At 60.0% G+C, this 17,360-nt stretch carries 17 protein-coding genes; 6 read left to right on the forward strand and 11 right to left on the reverse strand.

Annotated features, from left to right (window positions below):
* Window position 1 precedes the first annotated feature (1 nt).
* The 4 genes from bamC to H3Z84_RS14265 are packed head-to-tail and all read left to right on the forward strand — an operon-like array spanning window position 2 to window position 3,674.
* Window positions 2-1,096 carry an outer membrane protein assembly factor BamC gene (gene bamC, locus H3Z84_RS14250; RefSeq protein ID WP_058340733.1) on the forward strand — a complete coding sequence of 365 codons (1,095 nt, stop codon included), beginning with the start codon at window positions 2-4 and terminating at the stop codon, window positions 1,094-1,096.
* Between the two features lie 42 nt (window positions 1,097-1,138).
* Window positions 1,139-1,852: a phosphoribosylaminoimidazolesuccinocarboxamide synthase gene (gene purC / locus H3Z84_RS14255; RefSeq protein WP_058340734.1), complete on the forward strand. Its 714-nt coding sequence runs from the start codon at window positions 1,139-1,141 to the stop codon at window positions 1,850-1,852.
* Between the two features lie 29 nt (window positions 1,853-1,881).
* Complete coding sequence (locus tag H3Z84_RS14260) at window positions 1,882-2,616, forward strand: TIGR04219 family outer membrane beta-barrel protein (protein WP_058340735.1); 735 nt, start codon at window positions 1,882-1,884, stop codon at window positions 2,614-2,616.
* Between the two features lie 50 nt (window positions 2,617-2,666).
* Complete coding sequence (locus tag H3Z84_RS14265) at window positions 2,667-3,674, forward strand: NAD-dependent epimerase (protein ID WP_058340736.1); 1,008 nt, start codon at window positions 2,667-2,669, stop codon at window positions 3,672-3,674.
* Between the two features lie 48 nt (window positions 3,675-3,722).
* On the opposite strand, the gene H3Z84_RS14270 is transcribed toward H3Z84_RS14265, so the two are convergent.
* A complete protein-coding gene (locus H3Z84_RS14270) occupies window positions 3,723-4,526 on the reverse strand; it encodes an RluA family pseudouridine synthase (RefSeq protein ID WP_199457928.1) in 804 nt (267 codons plus the stop codon).
* A 123-nt stretch (window positions 4,527-4,649) separates the two neighbouring features.
* On the opposite strand from H3Z84_RS14270, the gene H3Z84_RS14275 reads away from it, so the two are divergent.
* Both H3Z84_RS14275 and H3Z84_RS14280 read left to right on the forward strand, forming a co-directional pair.
* The gene (locus H3Z84_RS14275) at window positions 4,650-4,823 is read left to right on the forward strand and encodes a DUF2897 family protein (RefSeq protein ID WP_022989089.1); all 174 of its coding nucleotides are present in this window, start codon (window positions 4,650-4,652) and stop codon (window positions 4,821-4,823) included.
* A 207-nt stretch (window positions 4,824-5,030) separates the two neighbouring features.
* On the forward strand, window positions 5,031-6,098 hold the full coding sequence (locus H3Z84_RS14280; RefSeq protein WP_228285881.1) for a BMP family ABC transporter substrate-binding protein: 1,068 nt from the start codon (window positions 5,031-5,033) through the stop codon (window positions 6,096-6,098).
* A gap of 72 nt (window positions 6,099-6,170) precedes the next feature.
* Here the strand turns inward: H3Z84_RS14280 and H3Z84_RS14285 are convergent, their stop codons facing one another.
* The 10 genes from H3Z84_RS14285 to xdhA all read right to left on the reverse strand — a co-directional run bounded on the left by H3Z84_RS14285 (window position 6,171) and on the right by xdhA (window position 17,150).
* A complete protein-coding gene (locus tag H3Z84_RS14285) occupies window positions 6,171-6,953 on the reverse strand; it encodes an ABC transporter permease (RefSeq protein WP_199457929.1) in 783 nt (260 codons plus the stop codon).
* A complete protein-coding gene (locus H3Z84_RS14290; protein WP_022989086.1) occupies window positions 6,953-7,735 on the reverse strand; it encodes an ABC transporter ATP-binding protein in 783 nt (260 codons plus the stop codon). The genes H3Z84_RS14285 and H3Z84_RS14290 overlap by 1 nt, the downstream gene beginning before the upstream one ends.
* Before the next feature lie 55 nt (window positions 7,736-7,790).
* Window positions 7,791-8,831 (reverse strand): ABC transporter substrate-binding protein, encoded by a 1,041-nt coding sequence (locus tag H3Z84_RS14295; RefSeq protein WP_199457930.1) that lies wholly within the window; start codon window positions 8,829-8,831, stop codon window positions 7,791-7,793.
* 215 nt (window positions 8,832-9,046) lie between these two features.
* Entirely contained in the window at window positions 9,047-10,249 is a 1,203-nt protein-coding gene (locus H3Z84_RS14300; RefSeq protein ID WP_199457931.1) for a urate hydroxylase PuuD, read from the reverse strand.
* Between the two features lie 4 nt (window positions 10,250-10,253).
* A complete protein-coding gene (guaD, locus tag H3Z84_RS14305; protein WP_199457932.1) occupies window positions 10,254-11,633 on the reverse strand; it encodes a guanine deaminase in 1,380 nt (459 codons plus the stop codon).
* A 5-nt stretch (window positions 11,634-11,638) separates the two neighbouring features.
* Complete coding sequence (uraH, locus tag H3Z84_RS14310) at window positions 11,639-11,974, reverse strand: hydroxyisourate hydrolase (protein ID WP_153739998.1); 336 nt, start codon at window positions 11,972-11,974, stop codon at window positions 11,639-11,641.
* A complete protein-coding gene (gene uraD / locus H3Z84_RS14315; RefSeq protein WP_153739997.1) occupies window positions 11,971-12,471 on the reverse strand; it encodes a 2-oxo-4-hydroxy-4-carboxy-5-ureidoimidazoline decarboxylase in 501 nt (166 codons plus the stop codon). The genes uraH and uraD overlap by 4 nt, the downstream gene beginning before the upstream one ends.
* Window positions 12,468-13,331, reverse strand: a complete 864-nt coding sequence (gene xdhC, locus H3Z84_RS14320; protein ID WP_228286588.1) for a xanthine dehydrogenase accessory protein XdhC — start codon at window positions 13,329-13,331, stop codon at window positions 12,468-12,470. Before xdhC ends, uraD begins: the two co-directional genes overlap by 4 nt.
* Window positions 13,328-15,682, reverse strand: coding sequence for a xanthine dehydrogenase molybdopterin binding subunit (gene xdhB, locus H3Z84_RS14325; protein WP_199457933.1), 2,355 nt, complete (start codon window positions 15,680-15,682; stop codon window positions 13,328-13,330). The genes xdhC and xdhB overlap by 4 nt, the downstream gene beginning before the upstream one ends.
* Window positions 15,675-17,150, reverse strand: coding sequence for a xanthine dehydrogenase small subunit (gene xdhA / locus H3Z84_RS14330; RefSeq protein WP_153739995.1), 1,476 nt, complete (start codon window positions 17,148-17,150; stop codon window positions 15,675-15,677). The genes xdhB and xdhA overlap by 8 nt, the downstream gene beginning before the upstream one ends.
* Window positions 17,151-17,360: the final 210 nt, after the last annotated feature.

Genomic DNA, 17,360 nt, shown 5'->3' on the forward strand with positions numbered 1-17,360 from the left:
GATGCAGTTTCTTGCACGAGCCCGCAGTAAAACCCCGCAGATGTCCCGGCCAGTGGCCGGGATTCTGCTTGTAACCAGCCTGGCTGGTTGCAGCTTGCTGGAAGACCGTTCCCAGCGCTACGTGGATGCGCCCGAAGGGCAGCCCATTGAAATCCCGGAGAGCGCAGACCAGTCCCGTTTTTCTGAAATCATGCCGGTACGGAGCATCAATACCGATGATTCCCGCCGGATGTATCCGTCGTCGATTCCCAAACCCCCGGACATGACCTCCGAGATTCTCGATCAGAACTATGTGATCGAAGAGCTGGATGGTCGGGCCTGGCTGCTGGTGAACGAAGTGCCGGGCCGGCTGTGGCCGGTGGTCAGCGCCTGGATGAACCAGTCAGGCCTGGGCATGGCCCACGACAGCCCCCAGCTGGGCGTTATGCAGAGTGAGCTGGCCAACTTCAGCAAGCGCAGCCGTGAGCTTCTCGGCCTGGATAACACCCCGGCCGCCGACGAGCCGCGGGTGCTGGTACAGACCCGCCTGGCTCCGGGTATCCGCCGCAAGACCACCGAGATTCGTGTCCGCACGGTTGAACTGGCAGAGAACCCTGAGGGCCTGGTCAGCTGGGATGACGGTGCTGCCGGTTCTGAATCGGCCCTGGAGCGCCAGAAAGCCCTGCTGGGTGAACTGGGCGAGTTCCTGAAAGCCCGTGAAGACAACAAGTCCTTCTCCCGGGCAGCGTCTGGCATGGTAGCCGAGCCTTTGGTGCGACTGTTGTCGGAAGGCGACGTTGCCACTGCGGTGAGGGTAGAGCTGGATTACGGCCGGACCTGGGCTGAGGTAAACCGTTCCCTGACCGAGATCGACGCTGAGGTAATGGATCTTAACCGCAGTGCCGGTTGGTTCCAGGTGGATTTCCGCACCGAAGACGAGCGCTCGCCCGGCTGGTTCTCCTGGTTCAGCAGTAAAGACGAACCCACTCACACCCATACTGTGCGGGTTGAGCAGCAAGACGACGCCGTGTTTGTAACGGCCGAGCAGCAGGACAACTACACGGGTGAGTACAGCGCATCTGACTTGCTCACCCGTTTGTTTGAACAACTGTATTGATCAACGGGGCGGCTGACAGGTCGCCCGCGTTTGGAGACCCCAATGGAAAAGCGTGAAGAACTCTACGCCGGCAAGGCAAAATCCGTATATCGCACTGACGACCCCGAGCGTTTTGTTCTGGTATTCCGGGATGACACCTCGGCCTTTGACGGCGAGAAGAAAGAACAGCTGAACCGCAAAGGCATGGTGAACAACAAGTTCAACGCCTTCATCATGGAGAAGCTGGAAGCAGCCGGTGTACCGACTCACTTCGAGGGCCTGCTGTCGGACACCGAATCGCTGGTCAAGAAGCTGGACATGATTCCGGTGGAGTGTGTGGTTCGCAATATTTCCGCCGGCAGCCTGTGCCGTCGCCTGGGTGTAGAAGAAGGCCAGGAGCTGAATCCGCCTACGTTCGAACTGTTCCTGAAGAACGATGCCCTGCACGATCCGATGGTAAACGAATCCCTGGCGGTCAGCTTCGGCTGGGCCGGCGAGCAGGAACTGGCCAGGATGAAAGAGCTCACCTACAAGGTGAACGACGTACTGAAGGCCCTGTTTGATGACGCCGGCATGCTGCTGGTGGACTACAAGCTGGAATTCGGCCGCAGCGGTGGCGAGATTGTACTGGGTGACGAGTTCAGCCCCGACGGCTGCCGTATCTGGGACAAGGAAACCCGCAAGAAGATGGACAAGGACCGTTTCCGTCAAGGGCTTGGTGATGTCATCGAAACCTATGAGGAAGTTGGTCGCCGTCTTGGCATCAACTTTGACTGAATAAAGCACAACAAGCAGAAAGGTGATGTATGCGTAAGTTGATGATTGCTGTAGGTGGTTCGCTGGTACTGGCGGCCCCGTTGGCCAATGCCGACATTCTGGGCGTGGGCGCAAACGTAAGCTACTGGGATTCCGATTTCTCCGGTGAGGTGGTGAACAAAGGCTCTGCCGTTGATATCGAGAATGATCTCAATATGGACAGCGACAGCAACGCCAACTTCACGGCTTACTTCGAGCATCCGGTGCCGCTGCTGCCGAACGTGCGGGTGAACTACACCAGCATTTCCGAGAGTGGGAGCGGTAAGATTGGTCCCGAAGGCTTTGATGACATCATCAACGCCGACGTTAACTCCGATCTGGATCTCGACCAACTGGACGCCACCTTCTACTACGAAGTGCTGGATAACTGGGTAAACCTGGATCTCGGCCTGACCGCTCGCAAGTTTGATGGTGAGCTGATCGTTCGGGACCAGACCAATACCGCCAACGTCAGTAAAACCACCGTCGATGCCGTGGTACCCATGGGCTACCTGGCCGCCCGCTTCGACCTGCCGTTCACCGGTGTATCTGTGGGCGCTGACGGTAACTTTGTAAGCTACAGCGGCGACTCCCTGCACGATGTGAACGTGTACGGCCAGTTCGAGATTGCCATGCTGCAGCTGCGTGCAGGCTACCGCGAAATGGCGATTGATTACGAAGATGACGACGACAAGCTGGACGTGGAGCTCTCCGGCCCCTTCGCCAGCGTCGGCTTCACCTTCTGAGCGAGCATTAAAAGGCGCCTCCGGGCGCCATTTTTCATGGAGAACAGATCTTGAAAATCCTCGTTACGGGAACCGCCGGTTTTATCGGCTCACACCTGGCCCATCGACTGCTGGATCGCGGTGATGAAGTCATCGGCGTGGACAACGTAAACGACTATTACGATGTGAACCTGAAAGAGGCTCGCCTGGCCCGGCTAACCGGCAAGGTGGGGTTCACCGAAGTGCGCCAGGACGTAGCAGACCGGGCCGCTATGGAAGCCCTGTTCCGGGAACACAAGCCCGAGCGGGTGGTGCACCTGGCCGCCCAGGCCGGCGTACGCTATTCCCTGGAGAACCCCCACGCCTACGTAGAGGCCAACCTGGTTGGCTTTATGAACATCCTGGAAGGCTGCCGCCATAACGACGTGAAGCACCTGGTGTACGCCTCCAGCAGTTCGGTATACGGCGCTAACGAGACCATGCCGTTCTCCGTGCATGACAACGTAGACCACCCCCTGAGCCTGTACGCGGCCTCCAAGAAGGCCAATGAGCTGATGGCTCACACCTACAGCCACCTGTACAACCTGCCCACCACCGGCCTGCGGTTCTTTACCGTATACGGTCCCTGGGGCCGGCCGGATATGGCGCTGTTTATCTTCACCAAGAAGATCCTGGCGGGCGAGCCGATTGATGTGTTCAACCACGGCCATCACAAGCGGGATTTCACCTACATCGACGATATCGTAGAGGGTGTCATCCGTACGCTGGACAACGTCGCCCAGCCCAACGAAGACTGGAGCGGTGCCCAGCCGGACCCGGGTACCAGCAAGGCGCCGTACCGCATCTACAACATCGGCAGCAATAACCCGGTGGAGCTGTCCCGGTTTATCGAGATCATCGAAGAGCGGGTCGGCAAAAAGGCCGAGAAGAACCTGTTGCCCATGCAGCCCGGTGACGTGCCGGCGACCTACGCCAATGTGGATGACCTGATCAATGATGTGGACTACAAGCCGTCTACCACCGTGGAAGAGGGCATAGCCAACTTCGTGGACTGGTACCGGGATTTCTACAAGGTCTGATCGCCACTGCACAGAAAGAAGGCCAGCATCGTTGCTGGCCTTCTTTGTTTATGAGACCTGGTTGGTTAGCGCAAAAGATACCGGTCTGCCGGTGACCGGGCAGTGGAAGGCCAGTTCAACTGCGGTCAGTTGCAGCCCGGCAGAATCTGCTGTTCCGTAAAGCCTGTCTCCGACAATCGGGTGATCAATACCGGACAGGTGTCGCCGTATCTGGTGTTTCCGGCCAGTTTCGATGCGGACTTCCAACTCGGTGGTATCGGAATCTGCATCATAGCTGAGGGTAGTCACGCGACTGACCGAGGCTTTGCCGTCCAGGGGCGTGTCGATCCGCAGGTCGTCTGCAACCAGGTTGCCGGTTACCCGGGCCCGGTAGATCTTGGTCATGGTTCGTCCGGAGAAAAGTTGGGACAGCGCTGCCGCGGCTTTACCATCGTGGGCGATCAACATGATGCCCGCGGCATCCCCGTCCAGCCGGTGCACCAGAAAACAGGGTTTGTTCAGTTCGGTTTCAGCCAGACGCAGCAGGCTGCAGTGGTCGCCCCACTGCGAACCCTGGGACAGCAACCCGTGCGGTTTGAACCAGACAGTGTAACGACCTTTGTTCTCCAGCAATTCGGGTTCTTCCGGTTGGCGCGCCAGAACCTGGTCATCATAGAACAACTGGATGCGAGTGCCCGGCTTCAGCTCCCGCTTGGCCTTCCGCAACCGCACCTGCTTGCCTTTCTGGGTCCACCAGCAGGCGCCCTTGGCCATGGCATCCTTGATGCGCTGCTTGGGCAGGCCAGAGGCTTCCGCCAGCGCATCTACCGCAAGCCGGGAGCTTTCAACAGTCAGGTCGATGGTCTGGCGCATGGTGGCTGGAGTACTCCGGTTTCAGGTAAGCAGGCCCGGCATTATAGCGGAAACGGCTACGGGAGCGCGCCTTTACCGGCTGTGCTACTGTTCGTAAAGGCCGATATTCAAGGAGACCGTATTATGCCGCTCATTGGCTGGCTATTTCTTTTCGCTGCATTCGCATTGGTTGTCGGCAGCCTGCTGTTTTTGCGTGATAGCGCCAATATGAAGATTCCCAAGGAAAAGCTGGAGAAGATTCGGGAGCGTAAGGCGGAGCAGGAGAAGGCAGACGAGGAGGAAAGGGATCGCTGGTGATTATTGCCCCGGGGCTTGCCTGTCGGTGTGGCGTTGCGCACCGGTGTAGTGCAGGCCTTTTAAATTCTGGCAAAGCGACAATGGAAAATGCATTAAAAACAATGCATTGAAAAACCTGAACAATTGGCCAGCTTTTTGCTCCATCTGAAGTTGTTACCCGCTTAGGGCGGTGCAACACAACTTCAGAATGGTTCAGGAGAACGATGCATGAGCATGAAACGCAGTCTGGCAGCGGCCATTGCCCTGACTTTATCTTCTTCCGTAATGGCAGAAGACCCGATGAAAATCGGATTTGTCTACGTTGGCCCCATCGGGGATCACGGCTGGAGTTACCAGCACGATCTGGGCCGCAAAGCCGTTGAGGCGCACTTCGGTGACCAGGTTCAAACCACCTATGTGGAAAACGTGGCCGAAGGTGCCGACGCCGAGCGCACCATCCGCATGCTGGCCCAGGCCGGCAACGACGTTATCTTCACCACGTCGTTCGGTTTTATGAACCCCACCATCCGGGTTGCCGAACAGTTCCCTGATATCACCTTCATGCATGCCACCGGCTATAAGCAGGCGGATAACGTGGGTACCTATCTGTCCAAGACCTACGAGGGGCGTTATGTAACGGGAGTGGCGGCCGGGTTGGTGACCGAGTCGAATGTGCTGGGTTACATTGCCTCGTTCCCGATTCCGGAAGTCATTCGCGATATCAACGCGGTGTATCTGGGGGCTAAGTCGGTGAACCCCGATATCGAGATCAAGGTGGTGTGGGCCAACACCTGGTTTGATCCGGCCAAAGAGGCCGATGCTGCCAACGCCATGATGGATCAGGGGGCCGATGTGGTTATTCAGCACACCGACAGCCCTGCGCCTCTGATGTCCGCCTTGCGCCGGGGTAACTGGGGTGTCGGGCAGGCTTCTGATATGCGGGAGTTTGGCAAGGAGGCCCACCTGTTATCCGTCGCCAACAACTGGGGGCCTTATTACGTTGAGCAGGTTCAGAAGGTCATGGATGACAGCTGGGTGCCAGAGGATCACTGGGGTGGCATTGACGAGGATATGATCCAGATTATCGGCCTGAGCGATCGCCTGAGCGAGGAGCAGTCGGAGGCCGTGAACCAGGTGATTGATGCCATTGGCGCCGGAGAGCTGCATCCGTTTACCGGTCCTTTGAAAGATCAGGCCGGCGAGCTGAAAGTGGCAGACGGGGTGACCATGACCGAGCAGGAACTGGCGGGTATGAACTGGTTCGTGGAAGGCGTCGGGGCAGCACTGCCGCAGTAACGATTCTGATCAGACACTGACAAAAGAGCCCCGATCAATGGGGCTCTTTATTGGCTGACTGGCGGGTGTGTTTCAGAACGCAGGGTCGGAACCGCGCGTGGCCCAACCGGTCATCCGGCGCTCGACCAGTGCGAAGAGTTCGTACATCACCACGCCCATGACGCCGATCACCACCAGGCCTGCAAACACCAGCCCCATATCCATCGTCGAGCTTGCCGACAGCATCAGGTACCCGATGCCAACGTTGGACGCTACCGTTTCAGAGATGACCGAACCGACAAAGGCCAGGGTGATAGCAACCTTTAGTGATGCGAAGAAGTATGGCATGGAGCGGGGCAAGGCGACTTTCTTCAGGATATCGATGCGGCTGGCGCCCAGCGAACGCATAACGTCCTGCAGCTCTGGCTCCAGCGTCGCGAGGCCGGTGGCCATATTCACCACCACCGGGAAGAACGAGATCAGAAATGCGGTGAGAATGGCGGGCACCGTACCGATGCCAAACCAGACCACCAGCACTGGCACGAAGGCCACTTTCGGGATGCTGTTAAAACCCACCATCAACGGATAGACGGCCTTGTAGATTACCGGCGAGGAACCCACCAGCATGCCCAGAATCAGCCCGAACACCACGGCAAGGGCGAACCCGACAACGGTGGTGAACAGTGTCTGGGTGGCATGCTCAATGATTTGTGGCCGGTATTCCAGCCAGGAGCGCCAGATATCGGTGGGGGCCGGAAACAGGTAGTCGGGAATCTGGAATGCGAAGCACACCAGCTCCCAGAACAGCCCCAGAAACAGGAGCAGCAGCCACGGCGAGGCTTTCATCAACAGGCGTTTGCGCTGAGCCAGGGTCATCAGGATCCCTCCCGGATTCGGCCAATGTGGTCACGTAATTCGAACACCAGGTCGGCAAAGGGGTCTGTGTAGGTGACGGACAACTCTCTGGGCCGGGGCAGGTTTACCGGCTTGCGAACCAGTATCCGGCCCGGGCCCTTGCTCATGACGTATACGGTATCGGCCAGAAAAACCGCTTCGCGAAGGTCGTGGGTTACCAGAACCACGGTAAAGGGCTCTTCCTGCCATAAATCCCGGACCATGCACCAGAGTTCCTCACGGGTGAAGGCATCCAGTGCGCCAAACGGTTCGTCCAGCATCAGCAGGGAGGGGCGGTGGATCAGTGCGCGGCAGATTGACGCCCGCTGCTGCATGCCGCCGGACAGCTCCCAGGGATATTTGTGTTCGCAGCCGGCAAGGCCAACCCGCTTGAGCAGGGCGCGCCCCAGTTCTTCGAACTGTGTTTTTTCCCGGCGGAACTTGTGGCGGTACTCCGCCACTATCTCAAGTGGCAGCAGCACGTTTTCAAGGGTCGTGCGCCACGGCAGCAGGTTGGAGGCCTGGAACGCCATGCCAACACCCTTCTGCGGGCCCGCCACTTGCTTGCCCCCCAGATAGACATAGCCATCGCTCGGTGGCGCAAGCCCGGTGACCAGCTTCATCAGGGTGGACTTGCCACAGCCCGAAGGGCCCACCACCGCCACAAACTCATTTTCTTTCACGCTCAGGGAGATGTTTTCGATCGCCAGCGGGCCATCCTCTCCGTAACGCATGCTTACATTCTCAAACTCGACAAGGTCCATCTGGTACTCCGGTAGGCCAGGGAGCCCGGGTGCGCGGTACCCGGGCACAGGTGCGTCAATCGATCGAGCGCTCTGCCTGTGATGGCAGGTAGCTGCTGTCGAACAACCGCGTGAGTTGGTCTGACGGTTCCAGGTTATAGGAGGCCACCATGTCCGCCACGGCCCGCTCCATGCGCGCTTCGGTGATGGCGCCCAGACCTTCCGCGCGGGTTTCTTCGGTGATCACGTGGTTGTCCATGGCCAGTTTAAGGCGGCGCAGCTCCAGGTCCTGTTTGATCAGGCCATCCCGTTTTTTTACATAGGTAATCGCGGTTTCAGGATCTTCGATGGTTTCTTTCAGGGCTTTGTTGAAGGCTCTCAGAAACCCTTTGACCGCCTCCGGGTTCTGTTCGAGCAAGGCATCCTGGGCAATGATGGTGTTGCCGTAGAACTCCACTCCGTAATCCGGGTATTTCAGCGCCACGATGTTGTCCGGCGCAACGCCGCGGGCTTCTAGGTTCAGCAGGCTGGTGAAGTAGAAACCGGTAATGGCGTCTACCTCACCCCGGGCCAGCAGGGTTTCCCGGATGGCAGGATCGGCTGATTGCCACTCAACGGAGTCCACGGCCAGGTTGTTATGCCGGGCAAACGACGGCCAGGCTTTGCGGCCGCCATCGAACACGGGGGCGCCCAGAGTCTTGCCTGCCAGGTCTTCGGGTTTTTCAATGCCGGACTCTTTCAGGGCAAACACCGCTGCAGGCATGGTGTTGTAGACCATATAAACGGCGGTTACACCGGTTTCCGGGTTTTTGGAGGTGGTTTCTGTCAGCGCGCTGAAGTCGGCAAAGCCCATGTCGTAGGCGTTGGTGGCTACGCGGGTAACCGCACCTGCCGAGCCATTGCCGGCATCAATGGTGACGTTGAGCCCCTCACTCTTGAAATAGCCCTTATCGAGAGCCATCAGGAAAGGTGCAGAGGGCCCTTCAAAACGCCAGTCCAGGGTAAACCGAATGTTGGTGTCAGCCTGGGCTAAGGTGCTCGCGGCCAAGGCGCCTGCCAGAGTGACGGCTTTTGACAGCCCCCTGAACAGGCCGGGCTTTTGCTGTTTTGCTTTCATGGAGGTGTTCCTCGCTGTGTTTGGAATAGAGGTTTTGCGTACTCACAGGAAAAGTGCAATTGCCGTACCAGAGTCCCGGAACACCGGCCCGAGTGGCGTAAAACCTGACCACATGGTCTATTTTGTTGGCTTCCGGGCTCCACCGGGTGTTAAGAGAGTGCCCTGAAATGGCGCTCCGGCCTGGCCCTGTGGACCAAACCGGTGCCGCCAGGGCGTTATTGGCCAGCGTTATCCAGCCAGCCCCCCAGTGCGGTGCGTTCCTGCTCGGTCATGCCGCTGGCATTGCCCAGGGGCATGTAATGGGTGCGGACGGCTGCTTGCTGCACCCGGGCGGAATGGGCCAGCAGGTCAGTCAGCTGTTCCAGTACGATGCCGGCAGGCGGTGCCTGAAAGCCCGGATGCGCCGGCTCCCGGGCATGGCAGGCGGTACAGTGCTGGCGGAGCAGACCGGAAACCTCGGTATCGGTAGCCACAACGCGTTCAACAGCGGCGTCAGAATTGCGGTTGTCAGGGGCGAGGGCCCATACCAGAGCCAGGGTCAGCAAGGCAGAAAGCACCAGTATTCCGGGCTTATGGATGCCCCGGTGTTTCAGGTTGAAATAGTGACGGGCAAAGGCGGTGATAAAACCGATGGCCGCCAGAATGGCCCAGCCTTCGGGGTGGCCATACAACATGGGGTAGTGGTTGCTGATCATGATGAACAGCACCGGCAGGGTCAGGTAATTGTTGTGAGTGGAACGCAGCTTGGCGAGGCCTGCCAGCCGGGCAACCTCCGGCCCCGGTGTTTTGCCCTCGCGAACCGCGCTCACCAGGGCGCGCTGTGAGGGCATGATGCCCAGAAACACGTTGGCTACCATCAGGGTGCCGATCATCGCTCCGATATGAATGAACGCGCCCCGGCCACTGAAGATCTGGAACAGGCCCCAGGCAGCAAACACCAGGAGTGCGTAGAGCAGGGCGCCGAACAGCTTGCCATTGCCGGCCAGCGGGCTGCGGATCATCAGCTCATAAATGCCAAGCATTGCGGCGATACTGGCCAGCCCGAGGGCGGCGCCGGTGCCGGCGCCGAGACCGGCTTTGGCCGGGTCCAGCAGGTAGCCGGGGCTGCCTAGATAGTAAACCAACAGCAGCAGGGCCATGCCGCTGAGCCAGGTGCTGTAGGCTTCCCATTTGAACCAGTGCAGTTCCCTGGGCATCTGCTCCGGGCCCAGGTGGTATTTGGCCACTTCGTAAAAGCCACCGCCGTGTATGGCCCAAAGGTCACCCTTGATGCCCCTGGCTTGCTTCCATTCCGGCGGCTCGCGCAGGTGGTTGTCCAGCCAGATAAAATAGAAAGATGCGCCAATCCAGGCGACGCCGGCAATCACATGAAACCAGCGAATAATCAGCCCAAGCCATTCGGTGAGATACGCCTCCATAGGGTCAGGCTCCTGTTGCCGTCAAAGAAAGGGGGGCAGGTTGTTCGTCTGCGTCAGGGCGCTGCCAGAGAAGCTGGCCGGCGACGGCAGTTGCGGCAATGGCCCGGTCATCGCCCAGAATCATCAGGTCAAAGAGCAATTCCTGCAGACTTTGGCCGGCACGGTGTTTCATCGCCGTGATGGGTGCGCCAAGCGGGTCCAGAACCACAAAATCGGCCTGGTTACCGGGGCGGAAATTACCGGTCTGGTCTCCCTGCTGCAGAACCCTGGCATTGCCCAATGTGGCCAGATAGAAGGCCAGCCAGGGTGTCAGTGTCTGGCCCCTGAGCCGGCACACCTTGTAGGCCTCTGCCATGGTGGCCAGCATGGACAGGCTGGTGCCGCCGCCGACGTCTGACGCCAGCCCGACCTGGACACCGGCAGCGCGGGCGGCGCCCAGATCGAACAGGCCGCTGCCGAGAAAGGTGTTAGAGGTGGGGCAGAAAGCGATAGACGCGCCGGTTTGCGCCAGCCGGTGGCGGTCCTGGTCGCCAATGTGGATGCCGTGGGCAAGCACCGTATTCCGGCCCAGCAAACCATAGTGGTCGTACACATCCAGGTAGCTGTGGCGCTCCGGGAACAGTTGCCGGGTGAGCTCGATTTCACCGGTATTCTCAGCCCAGTGGGTCTGGATCAGGGCGTCCGGGAATGCCTGTGCCAGTTCACCAGCCAGCTGCAGTTGTGCCGGGCTTGAGGTAATGGCAAATCTGGGGGTGATGGCGTAGCGAAGGCGACCGCGGTTGTGCCAGCGTTTGGCCAGTTCGCAGCTGTCCCGATAACTTTCCCGGGCTGTGTCGGTCAGGTTCGCCGGCGCGTTCCGGTCCATCATGACCTTGCCGGCAGTCAGGGCCATGCCCCGGCTTTGTGCGCCCTCAAACACCGCATTAACCGAGGCCGGGTGCGAGGTGCAGAATACCAGGGCAGAGGTGGTGCCATGGCACAACAGCAAATCCAGAAACTGGCTGGCTTCGGCCCGGGCCCAGTCGGCCTGGCAGAACCGGGCCTCATGGGGGAAGGTATAGGTCTCCAGCCAGTCCAGAAGCTGGGTGCCATAACTGGCCATCACCGCCAGTTGCGGCATATGCACATGGGTGTCGATAAAGCCCGGCATAATCAGGCCCTCGGGCCAGTGCCGGATATCGGTTCCGCCGGGCAGGCGTGATATGAGTTCGGGGGCCGGCCCCGTGGCCAGTACCCGGCCCTGGTGAACGACCAGCAGGCCGTCCGGGTAGTATTCGTAACTGTCAGGTTCGGGCTCGGGGGCGTTGCCCGGGTCGTTGAGAAAATGGAGGATGTTGCCCCGGTAAGCCTGGCATCCCGCCGGAAACGCAAGTAATGGGTCCACGTCTATCAGCTCCCCCGGTAAGTGGAATAGCCCCACTGGTTCAACAGCAGGGGCACGTGGTAGTGGCTATCGGTGTCGGCAACGGTGAAGTCGATGGTCACTTCCGGGTAGAAGCAGTCCAGCTTGCGCTTTTGGTACCAGTCGCCGGTGGCAAAGCGCAGCCGGTAATGGCCGGAATCAACCGGGCCGGACAGCCAGGAGGTTATCCGGCCATCCTGGTCGGTAGCGCCTTCGGCCATGAGTGCGGGGCCGCCTTCAGTGATCCGTTCCAGCACAACCCGAACCCCGGCGGCCGGTTTGCCGCTGCCGATATCGAGGACGTGGGTGGTGATCGGGCTCATAACAGTTTCTCCAGTCGTAATTCGGTTATTTTTGCCTGCTCCTGTGCCGCGTTCTGCAGCTCCTCGGCCCGGGTGTTGCAAAGGCGCTGTTCCAGCAGTTCCAGCATCTCCGGGGCGCTTTTGCCGGTGGCACAGACAATGAAAATGAACCCGAACTTGTCCAGGTAAGCCTGGTTGCCGGTGCTCAGTCTTTGCAGGGTGTCTTCATCCGCCTGCCGGGTGCCGGCTTGTTCGTCGCCGGCCAGAGTGCGGGTGCTGGCGTATTTTTTTCGAAGGCTGTCAAGGTTGCCGATTCTGGGATGGGCCTCGAACGCCTGCAGCCAGTCGGCTTCCGTCAACTGCGGCCAGAGTTGCCGGCACGCGGCGTAGAGGCTGTCGCGATCCATGAAAGGGCGGGCGTTAAGCATGCCTTGCACCCAGGTCTCTGCTGCGCAGCAGTTCCGCAGCAGTGGTTCCGCCTCGGCTGCTGGCAGTTGATTGAAATCGCCAAGGTTCATGAAGGGAGGTCTCCGGTTTCTTTTTCGGGCAGCAGGCCTTTGAGTTGTTGCCAGGAAATGCCCCGTTTGGACGCAGGGTTATCGGGCTGTGCTGTCAGGGTGAGCAGTTCAGCCATGATGGAAACTGCTACTTCCATAGGGCGTTTGCCCGGCACGTCGGACCGCCCCACAGGACAGCGGATGCGGGCAATGTCGGTATCCGAAAAGCCGCGATGGGCCAGGCGCTGACGAAAACGTTCGGCCTTGGTGGCAGAGCCGATCAGGCCGATACCGGCGGGGGTACCGGCCGTGAGCAGAGCCCGGCAAAGCTCGAAATCCAGGTGGTGATTGTGGGTGACAATCAACACCTGTTGCTGGTTGCACAGTTCAGGCGCATCGCCGGCGGGGTCATCGGTGTGGTGAATCCGGACATTGGCCGGTGGTCCGGCTGGAAACTGTTCTGGTCGCGGGTCAACCCAGGTAACGCGCCAGGGCAGTTCCGCCAGGATGGTCACCAGGGCCCTGGCCACGTGGCCGGCGCCAAAGACCACCAGTTGTTGCTGGCTGCCCGGATGGGTTTCCAGAAGCACCGACACACTGCCGCCGCAGCACTGGCCAAGGCTTGCGCCCAGGGGAAAATGCGCCAGTTCGCTCTGGTAAAGCCCCTTGGCCAGACGCTCCCGGGCCTGCTGGCAGATGCGGTGCTCCAGATGGCCGCCGCCAATGGTGTCGTAACAGTGTTCTCCGGTGATCACCATTTTGGTGGCGGGCTCCCGCGGTACCGAGCCGGTCACACCCAGCACGGTCACCAGGGCATAGGGCTCACCACGCTGCTCACAGAGGGCGACCGCCTGGTGCCAGTTAAGGGGCGTTGCCATCATTGTCCGTTCTCCTGTTGGTTTACCCAGCGCCGGGTTTCGGTAACGGCATTCAGTACACGTTCCGGTGTCGCCGGCGTGTCCAGTGGCGGGCTGAAGCGGTAGTCGCTGAGGCTGGATACCGCGTCGCGAAGCGCGCTCCACACTGAAATGCCAAGCATGAACGGGGGTTCGCCCACGGCTTTGGAGTGGAATACCGTGGCTTCGTGGTTGGGGCTGTCTTTCATCAGCGCTACCCGCAGGTCTGGCGGGCAATCGGAAACGGCGGGAATTTTGTAGGTGGCTGGGCCGGTGGTCAGTAACCGGCCTTCGGCGCTGTACACCAGCTCTTCCGTGGTGAGCCAGCCCATGCCCTGAATGAAGCCGCCTTCAATCTGACCCATGTCGATGGCCGGGTTCAGGGAGCGCCCGGCATCGTGCAGAATGTCGGTACGCAGCACCCGGTATTCACCAGTCAAGGTGTCGACTACGACCTCGGAGCAGGCGGCACTGTTGGTGTAGTACAGAAACGGCCGGCCCTGACCGGCGTCGTGGTCATAGTGGATCTTCGGTGTGGCATAGAAGCCGCTGGAGGACAGGGATATCCGGTGCATGTAGGCGGTCTGGATAAAGTCTTCCCAACTCAGGCAGTGGTCTCCGATATGAACCTGGTTAGCATGGAACCGCACGTGTTCTTCCGGCACATTCCAGTGGGATGAAGCAAAGGCGGTCAGGCCACCCAGTATCTTTTCGCAGGCATCAAGCGCAGCCATGCCATTGAGGTCGGAACCGGAAGAGGCCGCCGTGGGGGAGGTGTTCGGTACCTTATCGGTGCGGGTAGCGGAAACCTTGACCCGCGCCACGTCCACCTGAAAGGCGGTTGCGACCACCTGCGCTACCTTGATGTACAGGCCCTGGCCCATCTCGGTACCACCGTGATTTACCTGAATGCTGCCATCGGTGTAGATGTGCACCAGTGCACCGGCCTGGTTCAGGTGTTTTGCGGTAAAGGAGATGCCGAACTGCACCGGGGTCAGCGCCAGCCCGCGTTTCAGCACCGGGTTGCGGGCATTCAGGGCAATGATTTCCTGGCGCCGCTGGCGGTAAGCGGAGCTGCGTTCCAGTTGTGCGATCAGTTCCGGCAGCACCTGTTGTTCGATGGTCTGGCCATAGTGGCTGACATCGCGGCCGGGGCCGAATAGGTTGAGTTTGCGGATATCCAGGGGGTCTTTGCCCAGATGGCGGGCAATGTCGTCCATGGCCTGTTCGATGATCATCATGCCCTGGGGCCCACCAAAGCCCCGGAACGCGGTGTTTGATACCGTGTGGGTCTTGCACCGGTGGCCAACCACCCGGGCCTGGTCCAGGTAGTAGGCGTTGCAGGCATGGAACATGGCCCGGTCGACAATGGCATCTGAAAGGTCCGGAGAATAACCGCAGCGCCCGGCCACCATAAGGTCCGCGCCTTTGATCAGCCCCGAGTCGTCAAAACCGATGTGGTAGGTGTTGAAGAAATCATGGCGTTTGCCGGTTTGCACCATGTCGTCTGAGCGCGACAAGCGGTATTTGACCGGGCAGCCGGTCACCCGGGCCAGCAGTGCCGCCACGCAGGCCAGCGGTGTTGCCTGGGTTTCCTTGCCACCAAAGCCGCCCCCCATGCGGCGTACTTCAGCCTGCACGCAATGGATGGGCAAGCCCAGCACTTCGGCCACCAGCTTCTGCACCTCACTGGGGTGCTGGCTGGAGGTATGGACGAACATGCCGCCATCTTCGGTGGGCTCCACCAGGCAGGCCTGGCCCTCCAGATAAAAGTGCTCCTGACCGCCGATGTGTTGCTGGCCTTTAAGCTGGTGGCGGGCGCCGGCGATGGCCTGGTCCGGGTCACCCCGTTGCTGGCGCCGGCCCGGCCGCACAAACAGCTGGTGTTCCAGGGCATCCTGAACGGTGATGACGGCTTCCAGTGGCTGATAGTTCACGATGGCTTTGCGGGCCGCTTTGCGGGCCGCCTCGTGACTGGTCGCGGCAACGGCGAACAGCGGCTGGCCGATGTGTTCAACCGTGTCCTGGGCCAGCACCGGATCACCGGGGAACACCGGGCCGATATCCAGGTGGCCGGGTACATCGGCAGCGGTAATGACCGCGACAACGCCGGGGCTGGCAAGAACCCGGGACAGGTCCATCTCCAGAATCCGGGCATGGGCCTGTTCGCTATGGCCCACGGCCGCGTGCAGCAGGCCTTCGGGGGCAGGCAGGTCATCGATATACCGGGCCTGGCCACTGGTATGCAGCCAGGCACTGTCGTGTTCGACGCCGGTGCCCACTACGCCCAGAGCGCTGTGGGCCGGGGTGGGGGTATTGAGCGGAAGTTTACGCATAGTCGGTCACCATGAGCGGGGTATCCCGGTGATGCAGGTCGGAGTTTTCGAGTAGTGCCCTGTAAAGCAGATTGCCCGCGACCTGTAACCGGTAAGCGGAAGAAGCCCGCACGTCGGTCAACGGGGAGAAGTCGTCGCTCAGCGCTTTTATAGCCTGCTCAACAGAACGTTGATTCCAGGGTTTGCCCAGCAGCGCGGCTTCTGTAAGGCGTGCGCGGGCAGGGGTTGCGGCCATACCGCCGTAGGCGAGTCGGCAATCCTGAACCACACCGTTCCGAAGGGTCAGCCGGAAAGCTCCGAGCACCGCGGAGATATCGTCATCGAGCCGTTTTGAAACCTTATAGATGAACAGGCGCTGGTTGGGCTCGGGAACGGGGATGTGGATGGAATGGACAAACTCGCCGGGCTGCAGGTCGGTTTGCCGGTAGCCCTTGAAGAACTGTTCTGCCGGGAGTTCCCTGGCCCCCTCCGGGCCTTCCAGTACCAGGGTGGCATCGAGCGCTATCAATGCCGGCGGCATATCGCCAATGGGGGAGGCGTTGGCGATGTTGCCGCCGAGGGTACCCCGGTTGCGCACCTGCAATGAGCCTAGCCGTTCCAGCAGGTGGTCGAAGGCCGGCCAGAGCCCGGACAGCTGGCTGTGGAACTGCCGGTAGGGGGTGGCGGCCCCGATCACCAGGTGGTTTTCTTCCAGCTGGCAGCCATTCAGTTCCCGCACCCGCTCCAGGCTAATCAGCTTGGGCAGGGTTTTCAGCTGTTGGGTGATCTCCAGCACAAGGTCCGTACCTCCGGCAATCAGCCGGGCATCCGGGTGAGCGCGCAACAGGCGTTTGAGCTGAGGCAGGGCTGCCGGGGCGTAGTATTGATTGCCGTTCCGGGCTTCCAGACTGGTCATCGAGGTGTCGTCAACCGTTGCGAGCCCATCCGCTTTATCGGCCCTGGCCAGATACCGGGCAGGGTGGTTATCGGAGCCAGGTTGCCAGCTTTGCACCAGCGCCTGCCGGCCGGCTTCCATGATCGGCCGGTAGCCGGTACAGCGACACAGGTTTCCGGCCAGGGCCTCCATCAGTTTGTGGTCGTCGGCGTCGCCCGGTGCAGATTCGCTGTGCAGGGCAATCAATGACATGACAATGCCCGGGGTGCAAAAACCGCACTGTGCCCCGTGGCAGTCCATCAGGCTCTGCTGAACCGGGTGTGCCGGCTGTTCCCGAAAGGCTTCAATGGTCAGCAGGTGCTTGCCCTGCAGGCTGCCAATCAGGGTGATGCAACTGTTAATGGCTTCATAGCGAATTTGACCGTTCTTGTCTGGCGCCCCGGTAATCACGGTGCAGGCGCCGCAATCTCCGGAGCCGCAGCCTTCTTTGGTACCGGTAAGCCGCTTTTTGGTGCGTAGCCACTCCAGAATGCTCTGGTTTGGGTCGGCCTGGTCAATTTTTTCGGCACGGCCGTTGAGAACAAATTCGATCACCTTGGTCTCCGCTTCTGCTGTCTGGAAAGGGGATTCCGGGGCCTTGCACCTATAAGGCAGGCGCCCGGATCAGGTTCTTTTCCAGAGCTTCTGCAAAAAGCTGACCAACTGGTTAGCTCTGTTCAAATCAAGCACCAATTCATTTTTGGCAAGGTTATTGCTCAGCTACCAAATGTTGATTGGTTGGTCAGATTCTTTATGGCCGGACCT

The sequence above is a fragment of the Marinobacter sp. bablab_jr003 genome, from assembly GCF_016464245.1.
Classification (GTDB): domain Bacteria; phylum Pseudomonadota; class Gammaproteobacteria; order Pseudomonadales; family Oleiphilaceae; genus Marinobacter; species Marinobacter vinifirmus.